General features: G+C 66.3%; 17 protein-coding genes. 14 read left to right on the forward strand and 3 right to left on the reverse strand.

Features of this window, described 5'->3' with window-relative positions; all coding sequences use genetic code 11:
* Positions 1-62 precede the first annotated feature (62 nt).
* The 6 genes from zapE (at position 63) to ACLMAJ_RS37070 (ending at position 5,532) form a co-directional block, all read left to right on the forward strand.
* Positions 63-1,106, forward strand: a complete 1,044-nt coding sequence (gene zapE, locus ACLMAJ_RS37045; protein ID WP_412018578.1) for a cell division protein ZapE — start codon at positions 63-65, stop codon at positions 1,104-1,106.
* A 237-nt stretch (positions 1,107-1,343) separates the two neighbouring features.
* Positions 1,344-2,288 (forward strand): DUF4129 domain-containing protein, encoded by a 945-nt coding sequence (locus ACLMAJ_RS37050; protein WP_412018579.1) that lies wholly within the window; start codon positions 1,344-1,346, stop codon positions 2,286-2,288.
* 5 nt (positions 2,289-2,293) lie between these two features.
* Positions 2,294-2,782: a hypothetical protein gene (locus ACLMAJ_RS37055; protein WP_412018615.1), complete on the forward strand. Its 489-nt coding sequence runs from the start codon at positions 2,294-2,296 to the stop codon at positions 2,780-2,782.
* A gap of 64 nt (positions 2,783-2,846) precedes the next feature.
* Entirely contained in the window at positions 2,847-3,809 is a 963-nt protein-coding gene (locus tag ACLMAJ_RS37060; protein ID WP_412018580.1) for an AAA family ATPase, read from the forward strand.
* Positions 3,806-5,080: a DUF58 domain-containing protein gene (locus tag ACLMAJ_RS37065; RefSeq protein WP_412018581.1), complete on the forward strand. Its 1,275-nt coding sequence runs from the start codon at positions 3,806-3,808 to the stop codon at positions 5,078-5,080. Before ACLMAJ_RS37060 ends, ACLMAJ_RS37065 begins: the two co-directional genes overlap by 4 nt.
* Positions 5,077-5,532, forward strand: coding sequence for a hypothetical protein (locus tag ACLMAJ_RS37070; protein ID WP_412018582.1), 456 nt, complete (start codon positions 5,077-5,079; stop codon positions 5,530-5,532). The genes ACLMAJ_RS37065 and ACLMAJ_RS37070 overlap by 4 nt, the downstream gene beginning before the upstream one ends.
* Before the next feature lie 52 nt (positions 5,533-5,584).
* Here ACLMAJ_RS37070 and ACLMAJ_RS37075 read toward each other — a convergent pair whose 3' ends face one another.
* On the reverse strand, positions 5,585-6,445 hold the full coding sequence (locus tag ACLMAJ_RS37075; protein ID WP_412018583.1) for a MaoC family dehydratase: 861 nt from the start codon (positions 6,443-6,445) through the stop codon (positions 5,585-5,587).
* Positions 6,446-6,601: 156 nt separating this feature from the next.
* Positions 6,602-8,311: a 3-oxosteroid 1-dehydrogenase gene (kstD, locus tag ACLMAJ_RS37080; protein WP_412018584.1), complete on the reverse strand. Its 1,710-nt coding sequence runs from the start codon at positions 8,309-8,311 to the stop codon at positions 6,602-6,604.
* Positions 8,312-8,416: 105 nt separating this feature from the next.
* Between kstD and ACLMAJ_RS37085 the strand changes: the two genes are divergently transcribed.
* From ACLMAJ_RS37085 to ACLMAJ_RS37120, 8 genes are all read left to right on the forward strand, one after another.
* A complete protein-coding gene (locus tag ACLMAJ_RS37085; RefSeq protein WP_412018585.1) occupies positions 8,417-10,192 on the forward strand; it encodes an FAD-binding protein in 1,776 nt (591 codons plus the stop codon).
* Position 10,193: 1 nt separating this feature from the next.
* On the forward strand, positions 10,194-10,979 hold the full coding sequence (locus ACLMAJ_RS37090; protein WP_412018586.1) for a 2-keto-4-pentenoate hydratase: 786 nt from the start codon (positions 10,194-10,196) through the stop codon (positions 10,977-10,979).
* Between the two features lie 10 nt (positions 10,980-10,989).
* Positions 10,990-11,901: an acetaldehyde dehydrogenase (acetylating) gene (locus ACLMAJ_RS37095; RefSeq protein ID WP_412018587.1), complete on the forward strand. Its 912-nt coding sequence runs from the start codon at positions 10,990-10,992 to the stop codon at positions 11,899-11,901.
* Between the two features lie 12 nt (positions 11,902-11,913).
* Positions 11,914-12,951, forward strand: coding sequence for a 4-hydroxy-2-oxovalerate aldolase (dmpG, locus tag ACLMAJ_RS37100; RefSeq protein ID WP_412018588.1), 1,038 nt, complete (start codon positions 11,914-11,916; stop codon positions 12,949-12,951).
* 247 nt (positions 12,952-13,198) lie between these two features.
* Positions 13,199-13,732 carry a hypothetical protein gene (locus ACLMAJ_RS37105; RefSeq protein ID WP_412018589.1) on the forward strand — a complete coding sequence of 178 codons (534 nt, stop codon included), beginning with the start codon at positions 13,199-13,201 and terminating at the stop codon, positions 13,730-13,732.
* A gap of 64 nt (positions 13,733-13,796) precedes the next feature.
* The gene (locus ACLMAJ_RS37110; protein ID WP_412018590.1) at positions 13,797-14,624 is read left to right on the forward strand and encodes an FAD binding domain-containing protein; all 828 of its coding nucleotides are present in this window, start codon (positions 13,797-13,799) and stop codon (positions 14,622-14,624) included.
* A complete protein-coding gene (locus ACLMAJ_RS37115; protein ID WP_412018591.1) occupies positions 14,621-17,338 on the forward strand; it encodes a molybdopterin-dependent oxidoreductase in 2,718 nt (905 codons plus the stop codon). Before ACLMAJ_RS37110 ends, ACLMAJ_RS37115 begins: the two co-directional genes overlap by 4 nt.
* Positions 17,339-17,356: 18 nt before the next feature.
* Complete coding sequence (locus tag ACLMAJ_RS37120) at positions 17,357-18,328, forward strand: antibiotic biosynthesis monooxygenase (RefSeq protein WP_412018592.1); 972 nt, start codon at positions 17,357-17,359, stop codon at positions 18,326-18,328.
* 17 nt (positions 18,329-18,345) lie between these two features.
* On the opposite strand, the gene ACLMAJ_RS37125 is transcribed toward ACLMAJ_RS37120, so the two are convergent.
* Positions 18,346-21,507: a multicopper oxidase domain-containing protein gene (locus ACLMAJ_RS37125; RefSeq protein WP_412018593.1), complete on the reverse strand. Its 3,162-nt coding sequence runs from the start codon at positions 21,505-21,507 to the stop codon at positions 18,346-18,348.
* Positions 21,508-21,563 lie beyond the last annotated feature (56 nt).

Genomic DNA, 21,563 nt, shown 5'->3' on the forward strand with positions numbered 1-21,563 from the left:
TCACCTTTCCTGGCTACCGCATCGCCTGATCCTCTACAACTGTAGAGGATCAGGAGGATGTCATGAATACCGATGCGCTCGAATTGAATGCCGACCAGCTGCGGGTCGCCGCTCGCCTCGGCGAACTCGTCGACCGGCGCGGCCGACCGGTCAACCGCCACCACGGGATCTACCTGCACGGCAGGCCCGGTCGCGGCAAGACGATGCTGATGGACCGGTTCTTCACGAGCGTGACATCGAGCCACAAGCGCCGCTTCCACTTCCACAGCTTCTTCGCCCGATTACACGCGGCCCTCGCCGCATCCGGATCCATCGATCGCGCCATCGCCACGCTCCTCGGCGACGCCGAGCTGGTGTGCTTCGACGAATTCCACGTGCACGATATCGGTGACGCGATGCTGATCGCGCGCACTCTGGACGCACTGTTCGCCCGCCGCATCCTGCTGGTGGTGACGTCGAACTATCCACCGCAGGACCTCTTGCCCAACCCCTTGTTCCACGACCGCTTCCTGCCGACCATCGACCGCATCGTCGCCCACCTCGACGTGCTGTCGGTCGACGGCCCACTCGACTACCGCACCCGCGCCTCGCGCGACGCAGCGCCAACCGGATTCGTAGCGGGCCGATACCTGGTCCGCCCAAACCGACCACAGAACCTCGTGCCGGGTGCGGCGTCGGCCGAATCAGACCTGCCGTACCGGGGAGACAGCGCGAGTGGCGTCGAGGTAGCCATCGGCACTCGGCACGTCCACGCACGGGTCGTCGAGGGCGCGTCGATCGTCATCGACTTCGATGCCCTGTGCGGCACGCCGACCTCCTCCGCCGACTACGTCGAGCTCGCGCGACACTTTTCGAACTGGACACTCTGCGACGTACCCCGCCTGCGCAATGTGCCACTCGACTGGGCGATGCGCCTGGTGAACCTGGTCGATGTCCTCTACGACGCCGACCTTCGGCTCACCGTGTCGGCCCACGTGCCGCTGCCGGATCTTGTCGCCGACATTCCCCTCCCCGACATTTCGCGCGCCGCCAGCCGATTGAGCGAGCTCGCGCCACCCAGCCCGTCGCCGATGCTGCCGCAGCCGGACCCAGCAGCAGTTGCCTGAAAACAACTGTCACCCTCGATCCAGCGATCGCCGCTGCTGGTCGCTGTCACAAGATTCGTCGGCAGCCGCTGTGATGTGGTCCGAACTGGGCTGATAGCGCGCGCCGGTCGGATCGACGCCGCGGCGTCGCGGGATAAAGAGGACCTGGTCCTATGTATTCGATTCGCTCCCGAGCGGACCGCTCGGCATGTAACTATGTGGCTGTTTTGTGCAGTACTGAGATGTGGCGGTAACGAAGTGGCCGGGGCGCGTGCGCCGATATTGCGCGTGATCGTGCTGATCACGCTGGTTGCGTTTGCCGCGATCGCGTTGCGCGGTCACATTCCGGGAGCGAGCGGCCCCGCGCAGTCTCGATCGATCCCTTCGGCGCTCGCGATCGCGCTGATGCCGGTGCTGCTGACCGTCTCGGTCGTCATTCTGATCGCCGGAGTAATCGCGAGTCAGCACCGTCTTCCCCTGGCCATGCCGGTGTCGGATCGCGCCGTCGAACGCAGGTCGGGGCGTCTCGGCAGGGTCGGCCTGCTGGTGCTCGCTGTGCTTGCGGGGCTCTCGCTGATACTCGCCGCGGCTTCTGCGGTCTTTTTCGTCGGCTTCGGCCGCGAAGCCGCCACCGATCGACCGCCGCTACCGACCGAATCCGCCGAACCGGCCGACCCGATCGTCACCACGCCCCCGGACCCGTCCGGACCGACTTCCCAGCTGACCGGCACCGCGCTGCTGCTGGCAACGGCCGCGGCCGTCGTGCTGGTCGCCGTGGCCATCACCGGCATGGTGGTGGTCGCGATGGCCGTCCGACGCAAGCCGGTCGCGGTCGCGGCCCCCGAAGCCCCTGCCGCGCCGACGGTGGTCGATTCACTGGCGAGGGCCGCCGAGATGGGCCTCGCCGCGATGAACGCGCCCGGCCAGGAGCCGCGCACCGCGATCATCGCCTGCTACGTCGCCATGGAACACGGCCTGTCCTTCGATCGCGCCGCAGCGCCGCTGGCCTCCGACACCCCGATGGAGGTGCTTGCGCGCGCCTTCGAGCGCGGCGCACTGCACGACGCGTCCGCGCGCGAGTTGGTCGCGCTGTTCGAGGAGGCCAGGTTCAGCCCGCACTCGATGCTCGAATGGCAGCGGATGCGGGCCGAGCAATTGCTGCGCATCGTGCTCGCCGATCTGCAAGGTGAGGTGCCGGTGTGAATCGCATGGGAACCGTGATCGGCGCGGTCGCCGTCGTCGTGCTGGTCGAGCTCATCACCTTCGGCAAGGCGCGCGACGCCATGCTGATCCTCGCCGGAGTTCCGGTGGCGCTCGCGCTGCTTCAGCTGATCTGGTCGCTGCGCGCGCGATCGACGCCGAGCCAGGACATCGACACCGACGAAATCGAGAACGGCCCGGCCGAGATGCTGTACCACTGGCACGCCAGGGCCGAGATGCTCGCCGACCGCGCGGACGGTAGCCGTGCCGATTGGGACCGGCACCTACGCCCGTTGCTTGCCAAGGAGTTCGAGCTGTCCACCGGTTTGCGGGTCTCGAAGAATCGAAGGGCGACCGAGACCGCCGGGATGCTCCAGTTCGGCCCGGAACTGTGGCGCTGGGTCGATCCGGCGAACTCGGCATTGCGCGATCAGACGACTCCCGCACCGGGGCGGGCGGTGCTCGATGAAATTCTGCGCCGTCTCCAGAGAATGTAATGAGGAAAATGCCCCATCGAACACGGACTGAAGAGAATGGGTTGAGACAAGTGCGGGAAGACAAATGACGATGCCGATGGACGCGACCGTCCAGCGCAGCGAGGCGGTGCTTCGGGAGTTATCCCGGGTCATCGTCGGCAAGCGCGAGGAGTTGCAGCTGATCATGATCGCCGTATTGTCCGGCGGTCATGTCCTGATCGAGGACCTACCCGGCCTCGGCAAAACACTCATCGCCAGATCCTTCGCCGCCGCGTTCGGGCTGGATTTCACCCGCGTGCAGTTCACGCCGGACCTGTTGCCCGCGGATCTGCTCGGGTCGACGATCTATGACATGGCTTCCGGCCGGTTCAATTTCCGGCGCGGCCCGGTGTTCACCAATCTGCTGCTCGCCGACGAGATCAACAGGACCCCGCCGAAGACGCAAGCGGCGCTGCTGGAGGCCATGGCCGAGGGGCAGGTCAGCATGGATGGCGAAACTTACATGCTGCCACAGCCTTTCGTCGTGCTCGCGACCGACAACCCGATCGAATACGAGGGCACCTATCCGCTGCCGGAAGCGCAGCTGGACCGGTTCGCGCTCATGCTGCGGCTCGGTTATCTCTCCGAGCACGATGAGACCCAGATGATCCGCCGCCGCCTGGAGCGTGGCTCGACGCCGCCGACGGTCGGGCAGGTGGTCGATGCGAACGGGCTGCTGGAAATGCGGCAGTCGGTCGAGTTCGTGACGGTGCACCCCGACGTGGTCGGCTACGTGGTCGCGCTCGCCGCCGCGACGCGTGGGCATCCGCAGGTGGAGGTCGGCGCGAGCCCGCGTGCCGAATTGGACCTGGTGCAGATGTCGCGCGCACGAGCCCTGCTGCTCGGGCGGGACTATGTGATTCCCGAAGACGTGAAGGCGCTGGCGATTCCGGCGATGGCGCACCGGATCACGCTGCGCCCGGAGATGTGGGTGCGCCGGATCCGCGGCGAGGATGTCATCGGCGAGCTACTGCGCCGCCTTCCGGTGCCGCGCGCTTCGGTGCCATGAGACATCGCGACGCGAGCACCCTCGTCGAGGCCGAATTACGCTGGCGTCCAGCGCCATTGGTGTTCATGCTCGCGGCATGCGCGGCCTTGGCACTGGTGCTCGCTGTGGCACTCGGCCGATGGCAGCTCGTCGTCTTCGCCGCACCGCTGCTCGGTGTGCTCGCCACCGCGTCGTGGCAGCAGTCGCCCACCAGGATTCAGGTCGACGGCGGCGGGACGGTGCGTTGCTTCGAGACGGAGGAGGTCGTGGTCACGGTCGCCGCCTTCGTCGAATCCGGCCATGCGCTGCTGCGCTGCAAGCCGGAACCGGTGGAAAGACTCGGAATCGAAGTCGAGGAGGCGCATGATTCCGGGGCGGCTCCCGCCGGGCTGCGGATGGCGCTGACGGCCGACCGTTGGGGTCGGTATCCGTTGGCGGTTCGGATTTCCGCGCTCAGCCCGGCGGGACTGTCGGTGGCGACGGCGGTGCTGCCCGCGGGTCAGCTTTTCGTCTATCCGATCACCGATCCGCAGCGAATGCGGTTGCCGCGCACCGAGCTTCCCGAGCGGCTCGGCACGCACCTGACCCGCAAGCACGGTCCAGGCGTCGAGTACGCCGACATCCGCGCCTATGCCCCCGGCGATCAGCTGCGGATCGTGAACTGGCCGGTGAGCGCGCGCCGCGGCAAGCTCTACGTCACCGAGCGGCTGACCAACCGTTCCGCGGATGTGGTTGTGCTCGTGGACACTTCGCAGCAGGCGCCGGGGCCGGCCACCGAATCCCTCGAGTTGTCGGTGCGTGGCGCTGCGCAAGTGGTGCAGTCGACGTTGCAGGCGGGCGACCGCACCGCGGTCGTCTGCCTCGGCCGGTCTCCGCGCTGGCTGCGGCCGGATATCGGGCGCCGCCAGTTCTATCGGATCATCGACACCGTGCTGGACGTCGGCGACGAGCACATCCCGACGACCGGGACGCTGGCACCGCACGGGGCGGTGCCGCTCGGCGCCATCGTCATCGCCTTCTCCACCCTGCTCGACACCCAATTCGCGCTGTCGCTGATCGATCTGCGCAAGCGTGGGCACGTGGTGATCGTCGTGGATGTCCTGCGCGGCCCGCCCTTCTACGATCACCTCGATCCGACGCTGGCCAGAATGTGGCAGCTGGAGCGCGCCTCCATGTATCGAGACATGGGCACCGTCGGCGTCGACATCGTGGCGTGGCCCGACGGTGCGCGCCTCGATGAGGTCATGCGCCTGATCCCGGAGCACCGTCGCGCCTTCCGGGTGCGCCGATGATCCGTTTCCTCGCGATCCTGTCCGGTGTGCTCTTGGTGGCCTCGGTAACGCTGATGACGCCATGGGCGGGCATTCCCGCGTTGATCCTGGTCGCCGCGGGCTGGTGGTTCCGGCTCGGAGCCGTCGCGGCGGTGCTGCTCGCGATCGGCGTGCTCGCCTTCGCTGACACCGGCGTACTCGCCGCCGCGGCAACGGGTTTGGTCGCCACCACCTACCTGTTGAACGCCGCGACGGTAGCGGCGCCGGTCGGTGTGGTCCCGACGACCGTGCCCTCGGTGGTCGGCGCGGTCGGATTCGCGGCGGTAGCGGTCGGAGCCGCGCTGCTGCCGCTGCGTCTGGCCTGGGTTCCGATCGCCGCGCCGGTGCTGGTGATCGTGTTGTACGGCTTGATCATTCAAGGAGTCGCGGTCAAGCGACGCCGCGATGACGATGGCACTGCCGCGGCCGGTTAGCGAGAACGACGCGGTCGAGCCGCATTCGGCTCGACCGCACGGCCGTGTTGGTTCAGCTGAACCGGAGTGCGACATCCGCGAGGACGGGGGCGTCCGCGCGCTCGACGACGGTGGCCGCGATGACCAATTCACTATCCTGGCGCCAGATCCGGGTGCGAATGGTCTCACCGGGGTAGAGAACACCGGCGAAGCGCGCGCGGAATCCGGTGACCCGGCTCGCGTCCGAGCCGAGCACGGTGTCGGTCGCGGTCTTGCAGACGATTCCGTAGGTGCACAGGCCGTGCAGAATCGGGTTGGGGAAGCCCGCGGCGCGGGCGAATTCGGGATCCGAATGCAGCGGGTTGCGGTCGCCGGAGAGGCGGTACAGCAGCGCCTGCTGCGGCAGTGTCGGTGTGCTGACATCGAAATCCGGTGCGCGATCGGGCAGCACGGACTTGGTGCTCGGCCCGCGTTCGCCGCCGAAGCCGCCCTCGCCCTTGGCGAAGATGGACGAGCGCGTGGTCCACAGCGGCGCGCCGTCGGAACCGGCGACAGTCTGTTCCTGCACTACGACCGCCGCAGAGCCCTTGTCCCACAGTTCGGTGATACGGCCGGTGCTCGTCGCTTTACCCTCGGCCGGGATCGGGCGATGCACCTCGACCTCCTGGTGTCCGTGCACCACCTTCGCGAGATCGATGTCGATGCCGGGGAAGCGCACCTTCGGTGGCTCGGTTTCGTGCAGCGTCGCCGCGACGGTCGCGAATGTCGGAAGCACCTGCGGTACGCGGTCATCGAGGTAACGCAGCTCGGCGGGGTCGGTCCAGCGGGTGCCCGCGCCGAGGCCGAGTTGGTAGAGCTGTACGTCGGACGGCGACCAGGCGAACTCCCGGCTCGGAAGTTCCGCGCCGAGCGCGATGTTCGGGTCGATGGGCAACGGCTGCTCCTTATCGTCTACCCGGTCCCGAAGGGCACGGGTTTGCTGCTGTTCTAACCGGCCGTCAGCGCAGTGGCTGCCTCGAGCCAACAATGTTCAGTGCGGCGTTTTATAGCAAGGGGGCGTCCGCTCCGTGAGACGGACGCGCCCTTGCCGCTATGCCTCGGCGGCCGCGGTGGACGACCGCGACTTCTTGCGTTCCGCGATATCCAGCACCGCCAGGTACCCGAAGGTGATCGCCGGTCCGATGGTGGCGCCCGGCCCCGCGTAGGTGTGGCCCATCACCGGGGTGCTCGAGTTACCAGAGGCGTACAAGCCCTCGATGACACTCTGGTCTTCCCGCAGCACCCGGCCCGCGGTGTCGGCGACAAGGCCGCCTTTGGTTCCGAGGTCACCTGGCACGATCTTGGCCGCGTAGTACGGACCCTGCACCAGCGCGGCCAGGCACGGGTTCGGCTTCACGGTCGGATCGCCGTAGTACCGGTCGTAGTGGCTGTCGCCGCGGCCGAAATCCTCGTCCTTGCCGATCTCGGCGAACTTGTTGAACCGGGCGACGGACGCGGCGAGGTTGTCCGCGGGCACACCGGTCTTGGCGGCCAGCTCTTCGAGGGTGTCCGCCTTGACGATGTTGTCGTTTTCCATCCAGCGGGACGGAAACCGCAGACCAGGCTGTAGTCCGGCGAAGATGTAGCGGTTCCGGTAGCGCTGGTCGAACACCAGCCACGTGGGGATGTTCTCGCCGGGCCCCTCACCCTGCCCGTATTCGCCGCCGTACATGGTGTGCACGGCCTCGACGTAAGGAGCGGACTCATTACCGAATCGCTTGCCGTCGGCGTTGACCATGATGGTGCCCGGCAGGTTGCGCTCGGCAAGGGCGAACCACGGCCTGCCGCCCTTGAAGATGGTCGGCCCCCACCACGCGTCCTCCATGAAGCCGACAGCGCCGCCCGCTTCCATGCCCGCGATGATGCCGTCGCCGGTGTTGGCCGCAGCACCGGTGGTCCACTCGGTGGTGATGGGCTGACGCTGGTACTTGGTCCGCATCTCGGCGTTGTGCTCGAAACCGCCGCTGCCGAGAACAACGCCATAGCGAGCGGTGAAGGTGACCGTCTCACCGTCCTGCGTGGCTTCGACCCCCGTGACCACGTCGTTGTCCACGATGAGCTTGGTCATCGGCGTGTTCAGCAGCAGCGGCACATTCGCGTCCATGAGCCCCTTGCGCATCGCGGCGATGATGGCTTGACCCATCACCATCAGATGCTTGCGGGTGGCCTTCGCCCAGTATGTGCGCGCGCCGACCCGAAGGGCACGCATGATGCCCTTCGGGTGCCTGCGGATCAGGTTCAGGCGGACGAAGTCGGCCTGCGTGACCGCGACGTTCAGCGGCGCCTTGGCGTAAGGCGGCTCGAGCTTGAACCGCTCTTCGCCGAGGATCATGGCGTTGAACGGCTTGGGCTCGCACGAGCGGCCCTCGCCCTTGCCGCCAGGGGCCTCCGGGTAGTAGTCGGAGTAGCCGGGCACCCAGTTCATCCGCAGCGGGGAGTGGTCGAGCACGAAGTCGAAGGCTTCCGCGCCCCGATCGATGAAGGTATCGATCCGCTCCTTCGGCACCACCTCGCCGATGATGCTGTGCAGGTAGGTGCGCGCCACCTCGCGGTCATCGGGTCGTCCGGACGCCAGCAGCGCCTTGTTGCCGGGGATCCACACGCCACCACCGGAGCGTGCGGTGGACCCGCCGTAGTGCGCGGCCTTTTCAATGATCACCGCGCTCAGCCCATGGTGGGCCGCGGCGAGGGCAGCGGTCATCCCGGCAGCGCCGCTGCCGACCACCACCACATCGTATTCCCGATCAGTCATGTAGAACACGTTATAGAATGGTGCGGCCGTTGGTCTATGTTGTGTGGCAGAAGACTTACTCGGCGTTCCATTCGTCGAGAAAACTTGTTTCAGTTTCAGACCGGAGTTGAATACATGGGCAGTGTTGTTTCGAGCGACCTGCAAGCAGTCGCAAGCGGCGAAGTTGTTTCGAGCGACCTGCAAGCAGTCGCAAGCGGCGAAGTTGTTTCGAGCGACCTGCAAGCAGTCGCAAGCGGCGAATGGGACCTGGCCGCCGACGTAGTCGTGGTCGGGTACGGCGCCGCGGGTGCGGCTGCCGCGCTGGAAGCGACGGACGCGGGCGCGCAGGTCCTGGTGCTGGAGCGGTTCGCCGGTGGCGGCGCCTCCGCGCTGTCGGGCGGCATCATCTACGCGGGCGGTGGCACATCGGTGCAGCAAGAAGCGGGTGTCAGCGATACCTCGGAGCAGATGCTCGCCTACCTCGAGCGAGAGGTCGGCACCGCCGTCACACCCGAGACGCTGCGCCGCTTCGTCGAGCAGAGCCCCGCGATGATCGAGTGGCTGAAGGGTCACGGCGTGCCGTTCGAGGCGTCGCTTTGCCCGTACAAGACCTCCTATCCCAACGACAGCTACTACCTCTACTACTCGGGCAGCGAGGTCTCCGGTTACGGCCGCGAGGTCGCCACGCCCGCGCAGCGCGGACACCGGGTCAAGGGCAGGGGCACCTCCGGCAAGAAGCTGACCGGGCCGCTGGCCGCCTCGGCTTCCCGGCGCGGCGTGCGGGTGGAAACCCTCACGCGGGTAACCCGTTTGATCGTCGATGACAACGGCAGCGTGACCGGCGTCGAATGCGAGACGCTGCGCGATGCCCCGGGCCGGATCAGGGACCGCTACACGCGGATCGCGAAAATCGCCGCGAAGCCCGGCATCTACTATCCGCCACTGCGCAAGGCGATGGAGCGACAGCTGGCGAAGATGGATCGCCGCTACCGCAGCACGATTCGGATCCGAGCCCGGCGCGGCGTAGTGCTCAGCGCGGGCGGGTTCATCGCCAACCGCGAGATGTTGCGAGAGTACGGCCCGCGCTACCGCGGCGGACTCGCGCTCGGCACCACCGGCGACGACGGCAGCGGCATCCTGATGGCGCAGCAGGTCGGTGCCGCCACGGATCGGATGGGCAATATCTCGGCCTGGCGATTCATCTTGCCGCCCAGTGCTTTCACCGGCGCGGTGCTCGTCGACGCGGACGGTAAGCGGGTGATCGACGAAACCCGCTACGGCGCGGCGGTCGGCCATGCGCTGATCACCGAACACGACGGCAAGGGCTGGCTGCTCGCCGACGACAACCTGATGCGCACCGCCATCTCGCAGATCGGTGGTCAAGCCGCCTGGTTCCAGCGCGCGCAGTTCGAGGCGATGCGGCGGACCGCGGTGCGCGGCGAGACCCTCGACGCCGTCGCGGCGAAGGCGGGTATTGACGCGGACGGTTTGCGCGCCACCGTGGCAGCGCACAACAAAGCCATCGAAAACGGCACACCCGATCCGGTCGGAAAGCCCGCCGAGTTCACCAAAACGGTAGGCGCAGGGCCATTCTGGTTGTTGGATGTCGGTATCAAACCGAGCGTCATCAACCCATGCCCGATGCTCACCCTCGGCGGCGTTGTCGTCGACGAGGGCACCGGAGCGGTGAAATCGACTGCCGCAACCGTTATCCCGGGCCTGTTCGCGGCGGGACGGACGGCGGTCGGCATCTGCTCGGATTCCTACGTCAGCGGACTGTCCCTCGCCGACTGCGTCTACTCCGGCCGACGCGCGGGCAAGTTCGCGGCGGGCGATGAAACCGGTTCCGTGCCCGTGGTGGCACTCGCGCGGGCCGCGATGCCCGAGCCGACAACAGTGGAAGGAAATTAGCGTGCTGTCCGACTCGGTACGAACCGAATTGGCCGATGAACTCGATGGCGCCGAGCGCGACCGGGTGGCCATCGACCCACTCGTCGCCAGGCATCCCGACATCGATGTCGTCGACGCCTACCAGATCCAGTTGATCAATATCCGGCGCAAGCTCGACAACGGCGCGAAGGTGGTCGGTCACAAGGTCGGTCTTTCGTCGCTGGCGATGCAGCAGATGATGGGCGTCGACGAACCCGACTACGGTCACCTGCTCGCGGATATGGAGGTCTTCGAGGACGTTCCTGTCGAGACCTCCCGCTTCCTGTTCCCCAGGGTCGAGGTGGAGGTCGGCTTCGTACTCGGCGCGGATCTGCCCGGCGAAGACTGCACCGAGGCCGACGTGCTCGCGGCGACGGTGGCCTACGCGCCGTCGATCGAGCTGATTGATACCCGGATCAAGAACTGGAAGATCGGCTTGGCCGACACCATCTCCGATAACGCGTCTTCGGCGGGCTTTGTGCTCGGCGTCGCGCGCGTCGCGCCGAAAGACCTGGATATCAAAGCCATCGATGCCGTGCTCACCCGCAACGGTGAGGTGGTTGCCGAGGGCCGCAGCGACGCGGTGCTCGGTGATCCGGTCATCGCGGTGGCGTGGCTGGCTCGCAAGGTAGCGAGTTTCGGGGTGCGGTTGAAGGCGGGCGACATCGTGCTGCCCGGGTCGTGCACCCGCGCCATCGACGCCCGCCCCGGCGATTCTTTCCATGCCGAGTTCGCCGGACTCGGTTCTGTTCGTCTGCAATTCAAATAGGAGGCCTGCCGTGTCCGAAACGGGGACCGTCACCGCCGCGATCGTCGGATCCGGCAATATCAGCACCGATCTGCTGTACAAACTGCTGCGCTCAACCACGGTGCAGCCGAAGTGGATGATCGGAATCGACCCGGAGAGCGAGGGTTTGAAGCGCGCACGCGGGCTGGGGCTGGAGACCTCGCACGAGGGCGTCGACTGGCTGCTCGGCCGATCCGAGCTGCCGGACCTGGTTTTCGAGGCAACCTCGGCGTACGTGCACCGTGCCGCCGCACCGCGCTACGCCGAGGCCGGAATCCGCGCTGTCGACCTCACGCCCGCCGCGGTCGGTCCCGCCGTGGTGCCGCCGGTGAATCTCGGCGCGAACTTGGATGCGTTGAACGTCAACATGATCACCTGCGGTGGCCAGGCCACCATCCCGATCGTCGCGGCGGTGTCGCGGGTGGTCGAGGTGGTCTACGCCGAGATCGTCGCCTCGGTGTCGTCGGTGTCCGCTGGACCGGGCACCCGCGCCAATATCGACGAGTTCACCAAGACAACCAGCCGCGGCGTCGAGACGATCGGCGGCGCGCAGCGCGGCAAGGCGATCATCGTCTTGAACCCGGCCGAGCCGCCGATGATCATGCGCGACACCATCTTCTGCGCGATTCCCGAGGATGCCGACACCGATGCGATCGCCGCATCGATCCACCAGATGGTCGCCGACATCCAGAAGTACGTGCCGGGCTACCGGCTGCTCAACGAGCCACAGTTCGACCCGCCCTCGGTGGTTTCCGGTGGTATGGCGAAGGTTTCGGTCTTCGTCGAGGTCGAGGGCGCAGGCGACTTCCTGCCGCCGTATGCGGGCAACCTCGACATCATGACCGCCGCTGCCACGCAGGTCGGCGAGGTCATGGCCAAGCAGATCCTCTCGACCCGGGTGTAAGGAGCTTCAACCATGGCATATTCCGCAGAACTCGACATCCGCGTCACCGACACCTCGCTGCGTGACGGCTCGCACCACAAGCGCCACCAGTTCACCGGCGAGGATGTCCGCAATATCGTCGCGGCCCTCGACGGTGCCGGTGTCCCGGTTATCGAGGTGACCCACGGCGACGGCCTCGGCGGCTCGTCGTTCAACTACGGCTTCTCGAAAACCCCCGAGCAGGAACTGGTCAAGATCGCCGCCGAGACGGCGAAGCGGGCCAAGATCGCAGTGCTCATGCTGCCCGGTGTCGGCGTCAAGGAAGACATCAAGGTCGCCCAGGACAATGGCGCCTCGATCTGCCGCATCGCGACCCACTGCACCGAGGCCGACGTCTCCATTCAGCACTTCGGCCTTGCTCGCGAGCTCGGTCTGGAAACCGTCGGCTTCCTGATGATGTCGCACACCCAGCCGCCGGAGGCGCTTGCCAAGCAGGCACGCATCATGGCCGACGCGGGCTGCCAGTGCGTCTACGTGGTGGACTCCGCGGGAGCCCTTGTGCTGGAACAGGTTTCCGACCGAGTCGCCGCGCTGGTCGCGGAACTGGGTGACGACGCCCAGGTCGGCTTCCACGGTCACGAAAACCTGGACCTCGCGGTCGCCAACTCGATCTACGCCGTCCGTGCCGGTGCCAAGCAAATCGACGGCAGCGCAAGACGTTTCGGCGCGGGCGCGGGAAACACCCCCGTCGAGGCCTTCGTCGGCGTCGCCGACAAACTCGGCATCAAAACCGGCATCGACTTCTTCGCCATCGCCGACGCCGCCGAAGACGTGGTCCGCCCCGTCATGCCCCAGGAATGCCTCCTGGACCGCCAAGCCCTCATGATGGGCTACGCGGGCGTCTACTCCAGCTTCCTCAAGCACGCCGAACGCCAAGCCGAACGCTACGGCGTCTCGGCCGCCGAAATGCTCGTCCGGGCGGGCAAGCGCAAACTGGTCGGCGGCCAGGAAGACCAACTCATCGACATCGCCCTCGAACTCCAGCGCGAACAGGCGGTTGTCTCCGCCTGACGCCGATTCGTTCAGCGCTCGACTGTTGGGTCGCGATCGGTGCGCGCGATAAGCCGATCGTGACCCAACTCGACGACTGTGCGAGGGCATTTCCTCTTGGGTAGCAGGCTCCTATACTTGCCAGTGCAACCCCGGTCGGGTGTCGGCGATCGCAGCGGTCTTCGACGGTCGGCGTTCGATGGATATTTCAATCGAGGTCGCTTGCGGGTCCGGTGTAGCGGCCGACGCCTCTCGCGAGGAGGGCCGCATGACCGATCCGATTCACACGAAAGTTTGTTTGACCTGCCGGGAGTACCGAGATCCGGTCTTGGCGGTATTTCTTGCTCCGCAACCGTTGGTGCGGGGCGGGTGCATTCTGCATCTGCTCGAACAGGTGCCGCTCACCGTGGCTGCCGAGGCGTCGCATCTGGATGCCGGTTTGACGGAGTTGGTGCAGACGCAGGTCGAGCCGAACAGTTCGGTGCGTGCGGAGTTCCGAGGTTTCTCTACGCTACTGCCCGACTATGCGCGTACCCGCGCCGTGCTGCACGATCATTTGATCGACGACCCAGAGCCGATCGGCCTGGACACCGCCGACCCCGAAGACATGGCTCGCCTGGCATTGCTCCCGGAGTTGCCGATCGGCCCACGACGCGTCGATGACTTCCAGGACTACGCGGTCCGCACCGCAATGCTCGCCGTCTACCGCCATTTCGATATAGACCAGCGAATCCCTCTGCTCTACCACGGGTATGCCGACCCGACGAGCGGCTGGTTCGCCCTGCGCGCATCCTCCGCCTGACCCCTCGGGGCACCATCGTCACCGCGGGCGAGACTGCATGGCACCTTCCCTGGGGAGCAGCGCTATGGATCTCAACACGATCACCGACATCGTTCGGCACCCCCCGGACCGGCCGGGTGCGGTCTGGCGCAATGGTGACGCGTGGCTCGCCGGGGGAACGTGGTTGTTCTCGACCGAGCAGCCGGATCTGCGCCGCCTCGTCGACCTCACCGCGCTCGGTTGGGACAGCTTGGTGCCGAGCGATGCCGGCCTCGAGATCGGTGCGACGTGCACAATCGGTGAGCTCAATGCTTTCCCACCGCCGAGCGACTGGCGCGCCGCTTCGCTGTTCGCCACAAGTTGTGCGGCGTTCCTGTCGTCGTTCAAGATCTGGAATGCGGCGACGGTGGGCGGCAACATCTGTATGTCCTTGCCCGCGGGCCCGATAATCACTATGACGGTTGCGCTCGAAGCCACGTACACATTGTGGGCTGCGGATGGGGTCGAACGGACCGTCGATGCGAGCGACTTCGTCACCGGCGACCACCAGAACGTCCTCGCTCCCGGCGAGATCCTGCGCCGCGTCGACATCCCGGTCAGCGCGCTTCGCAAGCGGCACACACACCGGCGTTTCACCCTGACGCGCCTTGGCCGCTCGACGCTGTTCATGATCGCCACCCAGTCGCCGGGCACCACCGACCTGCTGCTCACCATCACCGCCGGCACCACACATCCGGTGCGCATGGCGTTCGGCGCCATGCCCGACGCCGACGCGCTCCGGGGGTGCATCGATGCGATACCCGAGGACGTGTGGTTCAGCGATCCGAACGGCACACCCGATCACCGTCGCCACCTGGCCAGGCATTTCGCCGAGGAGATCCGCGTCGAATTCACCGAAGTATGCCCGCCATGACCTACACCGTGAACGGAACCACCTTCGAAGACGAGCCGAACCCCGGTCAATGCTTGCGCACGTTCGTGCGCTCGCTCGGCTACCACGGCGTCAAGAAGGGTTGCGACGCAGGCGATTGCGGCGCATGCACGGTGTGGCTCGACGGCTACCCGGTGCACAGTTGTATCACCCCCGCGTTCCGCGCCGACGGGTGTGAAGTCACCACGATCGAAGGCCTCGGTTCGCCGGAGGACCCGCACCCGATGCAGCGGCAGTTCCGCGACGCCCCCGGCTTCCAGTGCGGTTTCTGTACCGCAGGCATGATCATGACCGCGGTGTCGCTCACCGATGCCCAGAAGCAAGACCTGGCCCGCGCGTTGAAAGGCAACCTCTGCCGCTGCACCGGCTACCGGGCGATCGAAGACGCGGTCAACGGCTTCGCCGAGATCGAGGTCGCCCTGCCGGGCCGGGCCGTCGGCACGAGTGTCGGCGCTCCTAACAGCACCGAGGTGGTGACGGGCCGTGCCGAATTCACGATGGATACCGCGATCGACGGGATGCTGCACCTGCGGGTGTTGCACTCACCGCACGCGCATGCCCGGGTCGTATCCATCGACAAGACCGAGGCGCTCGCGGTCCCCGGTGTGCATCGCGTCTATACCTGGGAGGATGTGCCGCGCAAGCGCTTCACGACCGCGATTCACACCGATCATCTGGTCGATCCCAACGACACCTTTATCCTCGACAACACAATGCGCTTCGTCGGTCAACGGGTGGTCGCGGTGCTGGCCGACACCGTTGCGGCCGCCGAAGCGGGCTGCCGCAAGGTGGCCGTCGAGTACGAGGTGCTGCCCGCGGTCTTCGACCCGGAAGCCGCGATGGCAGACGGCGCTCCCCAGCTGCACGGCTCGGCCGACCCGTTCGTTCGAGATCCCGAGCACAACATTCTGCATGAGATCCACGGGCACGTCGGTGACGTCGAGGCGGGGTTCGCCGAGGCCGATGTGATCCACGAGGGCACCTACTTTTCACCGCGCGTGCAACACGCGCATCTCGAGACGCACGGATCGATCGCATGGATGGACGAGGGCCGCCTGCACGTACGCACCAGCTCGCAGTCTCCGTCGATCGCCAAGGGCAAGGTCGCCTATCTCTTCGACCTTCGTCCCGATCAGCTGCGCGTGTTCAGCAAACGTGTCGGCGGTGCGTTCGGCGGCAAGCAAGAGGTCATTTCCGAGGATCTGGTCGCCCTCGCCGCATTGGACACCGGGCGGCCGGTCTGCCTGGAGTTCACCAGGGCGGAGGAGTTCACGACGGCATCACCACGGCACCCGATGACGCTGACGATCAAGCTCGGCGCACGGGCCGACGGCACACTCACCGCGTTCCAGGTTCGCAATGTGTCGAACACGGGCGCCTACGGAAACCACGGCGGCGAGACCCTGTTCGCGGGTGGGGCCGCCATCGCGATCTACCGCTGCCCCAACAAGAAGGTCGACGCCTACTCGGTCTACACGAACTCCGTGCCGAGCGGCGCGTTGCGTGGCTACGGCATGACCCAGCCCGCGTTCGCGGTCGAATCCGCCATGAACGAGCTGGCGATCGCGCTCGATATGGATCCGTTCGAGCTGCGGCGGCGCAATATCGTGCGTCCCGGTGATGCCCTCGTAGCGTTCGACGACGGCCCCGACGACGTCATGTTCAGCGAGGACGGCCTTGCGCAATGTATCGATCTCGTCGACGACGCCCTCCGGCGAAACACCGACGGGCCGCCACCGGGAGACGGATGGCTCGTCGGTACGGGTGCCGCCAGCTCCCTGCACGAGACCGCGCCGCCGACCGACCACCTTTCCGAGGCATGGCTGACCCTCGGGGATGACGGCGTCTACGAGCTCGCCGTCGGCACCGTCGAGTTCGGCGAGGGAACCTCGACCGCGCATGTGCAGATCGTCGCCAACCAGCTCGGCACCACGTCGGCACGGGTGCGCATCGTGCAGTCCGACACAGACCGAACGGGCTTCGATACCGGGGCATTCGCCAGCGCGGGCCTCTTCGTCGCAGGGAACGCGGTACTGCGGGCAGCCGACGCATTACGCGATCGCATCCTGGCTCTGGCCGCTTCGCATGCGCAGGTCGATGTCGCTTCCTGCTCGATGGACAACGACGGGGTCGTCTGCGGTGGTAGCCGCTTGTCACTCACGGAGCTGATCGAGTTTGCGCGCCGCCGTGGTATCCGGTTGACGGAGGCGCGCAAGGCTTTCGGGTCGCCGCGCAGCGTTGTGTTCAACAGCCACGGCTTCCGTATCGCCGTCCATCAGGTGACGGGTGAGATCCGCATCCTCTACAGCGTGCAGGCCACCGACGCCGGAGTAATCATCAACCCGGCGCAGGTGCGTGGCCAGATCGAGGGCGGTGTCGCCCAGGGCATCGGTTTCGCGCTGACCGAGAACTTCCACGTCGACGAGAACGGCGTCATGGTCAACCCGAACCTGCGCAATTACCGCATCCCGACCTATGCCGATGTGCCACGGACCGAGGTGCTCACGGTCGACTCGACGGATTCTGTCGGGCCGTTGCACTCGAAGGGCATCGCGGAGTGCTGCATCAACCCGGTGGCGCCCGCGCTGGCCAACGCGCTCGAGAATGCGACGGGGGTCCGATATCGGGCGCTGCCGTTCACGCCGGAGCGCATCTACAGCCTGCTCGACGAGGCCACCGGTTCCGGCGCGCGCTGAGCGTGAGGAGAGATGGTGATGGAAACCGGAAAGCTCACCGACAGTGCCGCGACGGTCATCATCGGCCAGAAGGTGCGCGCCGGTTTCGAGCGCGCTTTCAAGACCTGGCAGGAGGACGTGAACGCCGCGGCCTCCGGCTATGCCGGATTTCTCGGCGCCGAGATCGCCCCGCCGACCGCAACGCAGAACGAATGGGTGGTGGTCTACCGCTTCGATTCCGTCGCGCACTTGCAAGCCTGGATAAACAGCGCCACCCGACAGGACTTTCTCGACAAGGGCGGGCAATACTTCGACGGCCCCGCCACCCAGCAGGTCATCAGCGGCGGCATACGACCCCCGGATCCTCTTGTCACGGTCGTTGTCACCCACCGCGTAAATCGCGACAGCGTCGCGGATTTCCTTGCCTGGCAGACTTGCCTGACGCATGAGGAGGCCGAATTCGAGGGTTTCCGCGGCAGCGAACTCTTCCGCCCCATCGAAGGCGTTCAGGACGAGTGGACCGCGCTCTACCGCTTCGACACCGCCGCGAACCTGGCCACCTGGCTCACTTCGGAGCGGCGCAAGGAAATCCTCGCCGAGGGCGAGAAGTTCAGCGACTTCGAATTGCGCACGATCGACAACTCGTTCGGCAGCTGGTTCGCCTTCGACGACAACGGCAACGAGGCTGCCGCTCCATCCGACACCAAGACGTCCATCGCGGTCTGGGTAGGTCTCTATCCGACCGTTGCGCTGCTGACCCTCGCGTTATCCCCCTTGAAAATGCCGCTGTGGCTCGGGCTGCTCATCGGCAACCTGTTCTCCAGCTTCATCATGAGTTTCTTCACGATGCCGTACTACGTGAACCGGGTGCTGAAGCGGTGGCTGCGTCCGCCCCCGGAGGCGGACGCGGCGAAGACGAACCTCAGGGGCGTCGCCGTCGTCACCGCTCTCATGCTGGCCTGGGTCATCATCTTCTACCTGGTGACCACCCGGTTCTGGATGCTGCCCTGACCTGTGGCCCGCGCACCCTATCGGCCGCCGACCGGCATCGGCCCGGTCGGAGTGGCAATCGGGGCAAGTGTGCGCAACAGCGTCGGTGTCAGGGTTGTGGCATCCGGTTCGGCTCGACCGAGCCCATACTTGCGGACCTCGGTCCCAGTCCCCGCGCGCCCACTCACGAGCAGATCCGCGCCGGAGGTCGTACTGGTGGTCGCCACCTGTACCCCAGCGCCGCCGACGAAGGGTACGAACGAGGTGATCTCTCGGAACGAGACCGTGCCCGAATGGTGGTTCGGGCTCTCGGTGTACATCGCGGGCTCGCCGTCGAGCCGTGACCCGCTCGACCAGACCCGCACCGTGCCCGCACCGCCGAGCATGCCCGTGACGATGCTCTTCGCCCCGCCCTCGGCGCCGGCCACCCATCCTGTCGAGAGCGAGACACCACCCAGGTAGCTTTCGTCGAAAGCCAGGAAATCCGAGGTCATCTTCGGCTCACTCCGATGACCGGCATGCGGATCTGTCGTGCCTCGCGCAACCGCGGCAGCGGTCGGCGTGTACAGGTCGTAGCGGAAGGTCTTCACCCGCGGGGCGTCGCCCGGCCCAGGGGCGGTGACGATGCTTGCCCGACCCGAAGAGGTATCGACCATCCCGGTGGCAACGGTGACCCCGGCCGTCGATCCGGGATACGGCGTGAAGCTCGAGTACCGCTCGGGGGCGGTGCCCAGCTCGCTGGGCAGGGTCGAGGAAAATATCCGCACTGCCGATTCGATGCCAGGACCCGAGCCGACAATGATGTTGTCGGCCAACGCGTTGCCGTCGATATCGGCCCCCGCGACGTTGACGCCGCCACGAAAGTCGGGCCCGAACGGGGTGAACCGAGCCAGCTCGGTGCTGAACCGGGTCGCGCCGATACCGCTGTACGCCGCGACCTCGGAGCCGACGCCCGCACCGGTCCCGGCGAGGAGATCGAGCACCCCGTCACCGTTGACGTCGGTCATGGCCACCGAGGACGTGCCCTCGAACGCTGGGAACGGCGTGACGGTCGCGACCAACTTGTCGCCGTCGCCGTCGTAGACCTGCACGGTCGCGGGCTTGCCCGGCGATCCAGGAATCGCCACCGCGTACGTCGATACCTCGGGGATGACGTTGACGAGCGCCATCAGGCCGTTGTCTTCGTGGTTGAGGCGATGGCAATGGATCACGAAGGTGCCGGTGTAGTCGGTGAACCTCATCCGCAATGTCACCGAAGCCGGCACCAGCGGGTTCTCGTTCTCGTCGGTCACAGGAGCCGGGACGTTGAGGTTGTCCTCGCCCCACATCTGCACGCCGGTATCGGAGTTCGCGACGGGATCGACAATCTCCATCACCTGTAGGTCGTTGACGTGGATGTGCATCGGGTGCTCGTCGTTGTTCAGGTTTGTGATCAACCACTGCTCGACCGAGTCGAGTCGCGGCTGGAGCAACGGGATGTTCGGGAAGGTGTTGTCGTCGAATTGGTAGGTGAAGGCCTTGGGATCGCTGTTGCTCGCCTTCTCGTTGCCGAAGCCACCCGAGACCGTCAGTGTCCGATGCACATCGGGCGTGGTGGCCGAGGTGTCCACAAAGGGGGTGTAGGCGTCGAGCCGCCGGCCGGGTACGAACGGCGTGGTCCGGCCCGCGCCGTTGTCGGGGCGTACCTGGATGAGCTTCTGAGTGGGGAAGGTGAAAAAGCCGTCCTGGTAGCTGATGACCGAGGGGTCGATGTCGACTGTGCCCAGTACGGCGGGCGGCTTGTCGGTGCGGTTGTTCGTGTAGAGCACGCCGGGCTCCCTGACGGGCTTCGCGTCAGGGGCGGGTGGCATCTCCAGTACGAGATCGCCGGTTTTCGGCATCGTGACCGCGATCGCGTATCGCGACGCCGGGGGGATGACCAGACGGGTGCCGTCGCCGTCGACCGGCCGGTTGACCTCGGAGAAGGGGACGCCGTCTTGGCCGAGGATCGCGAATTTCGGATGGCTGTCGGTCGCCGTCTCGGTCAACATGACGGGCATGTAGGCCATGTCGCTGATGTTGGCCAGCACCCAGATCTCGGTCTGCCCCGGTTTCAGCTTCAGCGCGGGCTGGAACTGCCCGTTGATCGTGAATTGCACGTCCCGCTGGTTGTCCGGCAGCGCGAGGTCGGTGGGAACCGAGATCCGATCGCTGGTGAAGCTCAGCAGGTTGCTCGGCACGAACTGGTTCTGACCACGATGGTTGGCAGTCGAGAGTGGCCCGCTGTACCAGTTGGTGACATATCGGGAGCCCGGCGTCGTCTCCGCGAAGTTCACCGGGGCCAGGCTCGGCCGGTACGTGCCGTCGGCGAGTTGCGTTCCCTCGGGCGGCTTCAGTGTGCTCACGTACTGCGGCCAGTTCGGGTCGTTCAACTGGTGGCCGCTGCCCTTGCGGTCGAAGACGAAGTTGTACTGCAACGCCATGTCGCGGATCGGGATGTTGTTCGCTGTCACCAGCGGCAGGTTGCCGTCGGGCCGCCCGATTTCCAGCAGACCCGCGAGCCCCTTGTAGGTCTGCTGAGCCGTGAGGGTGTGGCGATGGCTGTGGTACCAGTACATGCCGTTCGGCATAGTCTTCGGCACGGCGTAGTCGTATACGTTGCCCATGCCCGCGGGTATGTCGAGCAGGACATTGTCGGCGTTGCCGTCGGGGCTCACGTGCAGCCCGTGGGTGTGCAAGTTGAGCGGCGACGATGTGAGGGCAGGCGGGTAGATCGGAACGTTCCCACCAGCTGGGGTGAAAGCGGGGTCGTAGTAGTCCGCGAGTGTCAGGTCCCGCAGATCGTTGTCGTAGTGCACGATCAAGCGCTCACCCGGATCGACCCGCAGCGTCGGCGCCGGGTAGGTGTTGTCGCCCTTGGTCGAGCCGTCGGAGGCGGTGCCTTTGATGACCTCGTAGCCGAAGACCAGCAGGTTCGACACCGGCGTCGAGACCGTGTCGAGGGCGACAGTGCCCTGATGAGCCGACAGCCGCACTTCGAGGACGCCGTCTTCGCTGGTGAGCTTGACCGGCTCGCGGTATGCGGCCGGGGTGGCGTCGGGACCGGCGTTGCCACCGCCCGATGTCCTCGACCCATCGGACCCGCACGACGCGAGCAGCAGAGTGATGGACGCGGCGACAGCGACAACCAGAACAATCGGCTTCCTGCGATGAGTGACCACATGTTCCCCGTTCCACAACGGCGGATGAGCAGCTCCTGAGCATCGATCGACGGTCG

Source organism: Nocardia arseniciresistens (genome assembly GCF_046764875.1).
In the GTDB taxonomy this organism is placed as follows: Bacteria; Actinomycetota; Actinomycetes; order Mycobacteriales; family Mycobacteriaceae; genus Nocardia; species Nocardia arseniciresistens.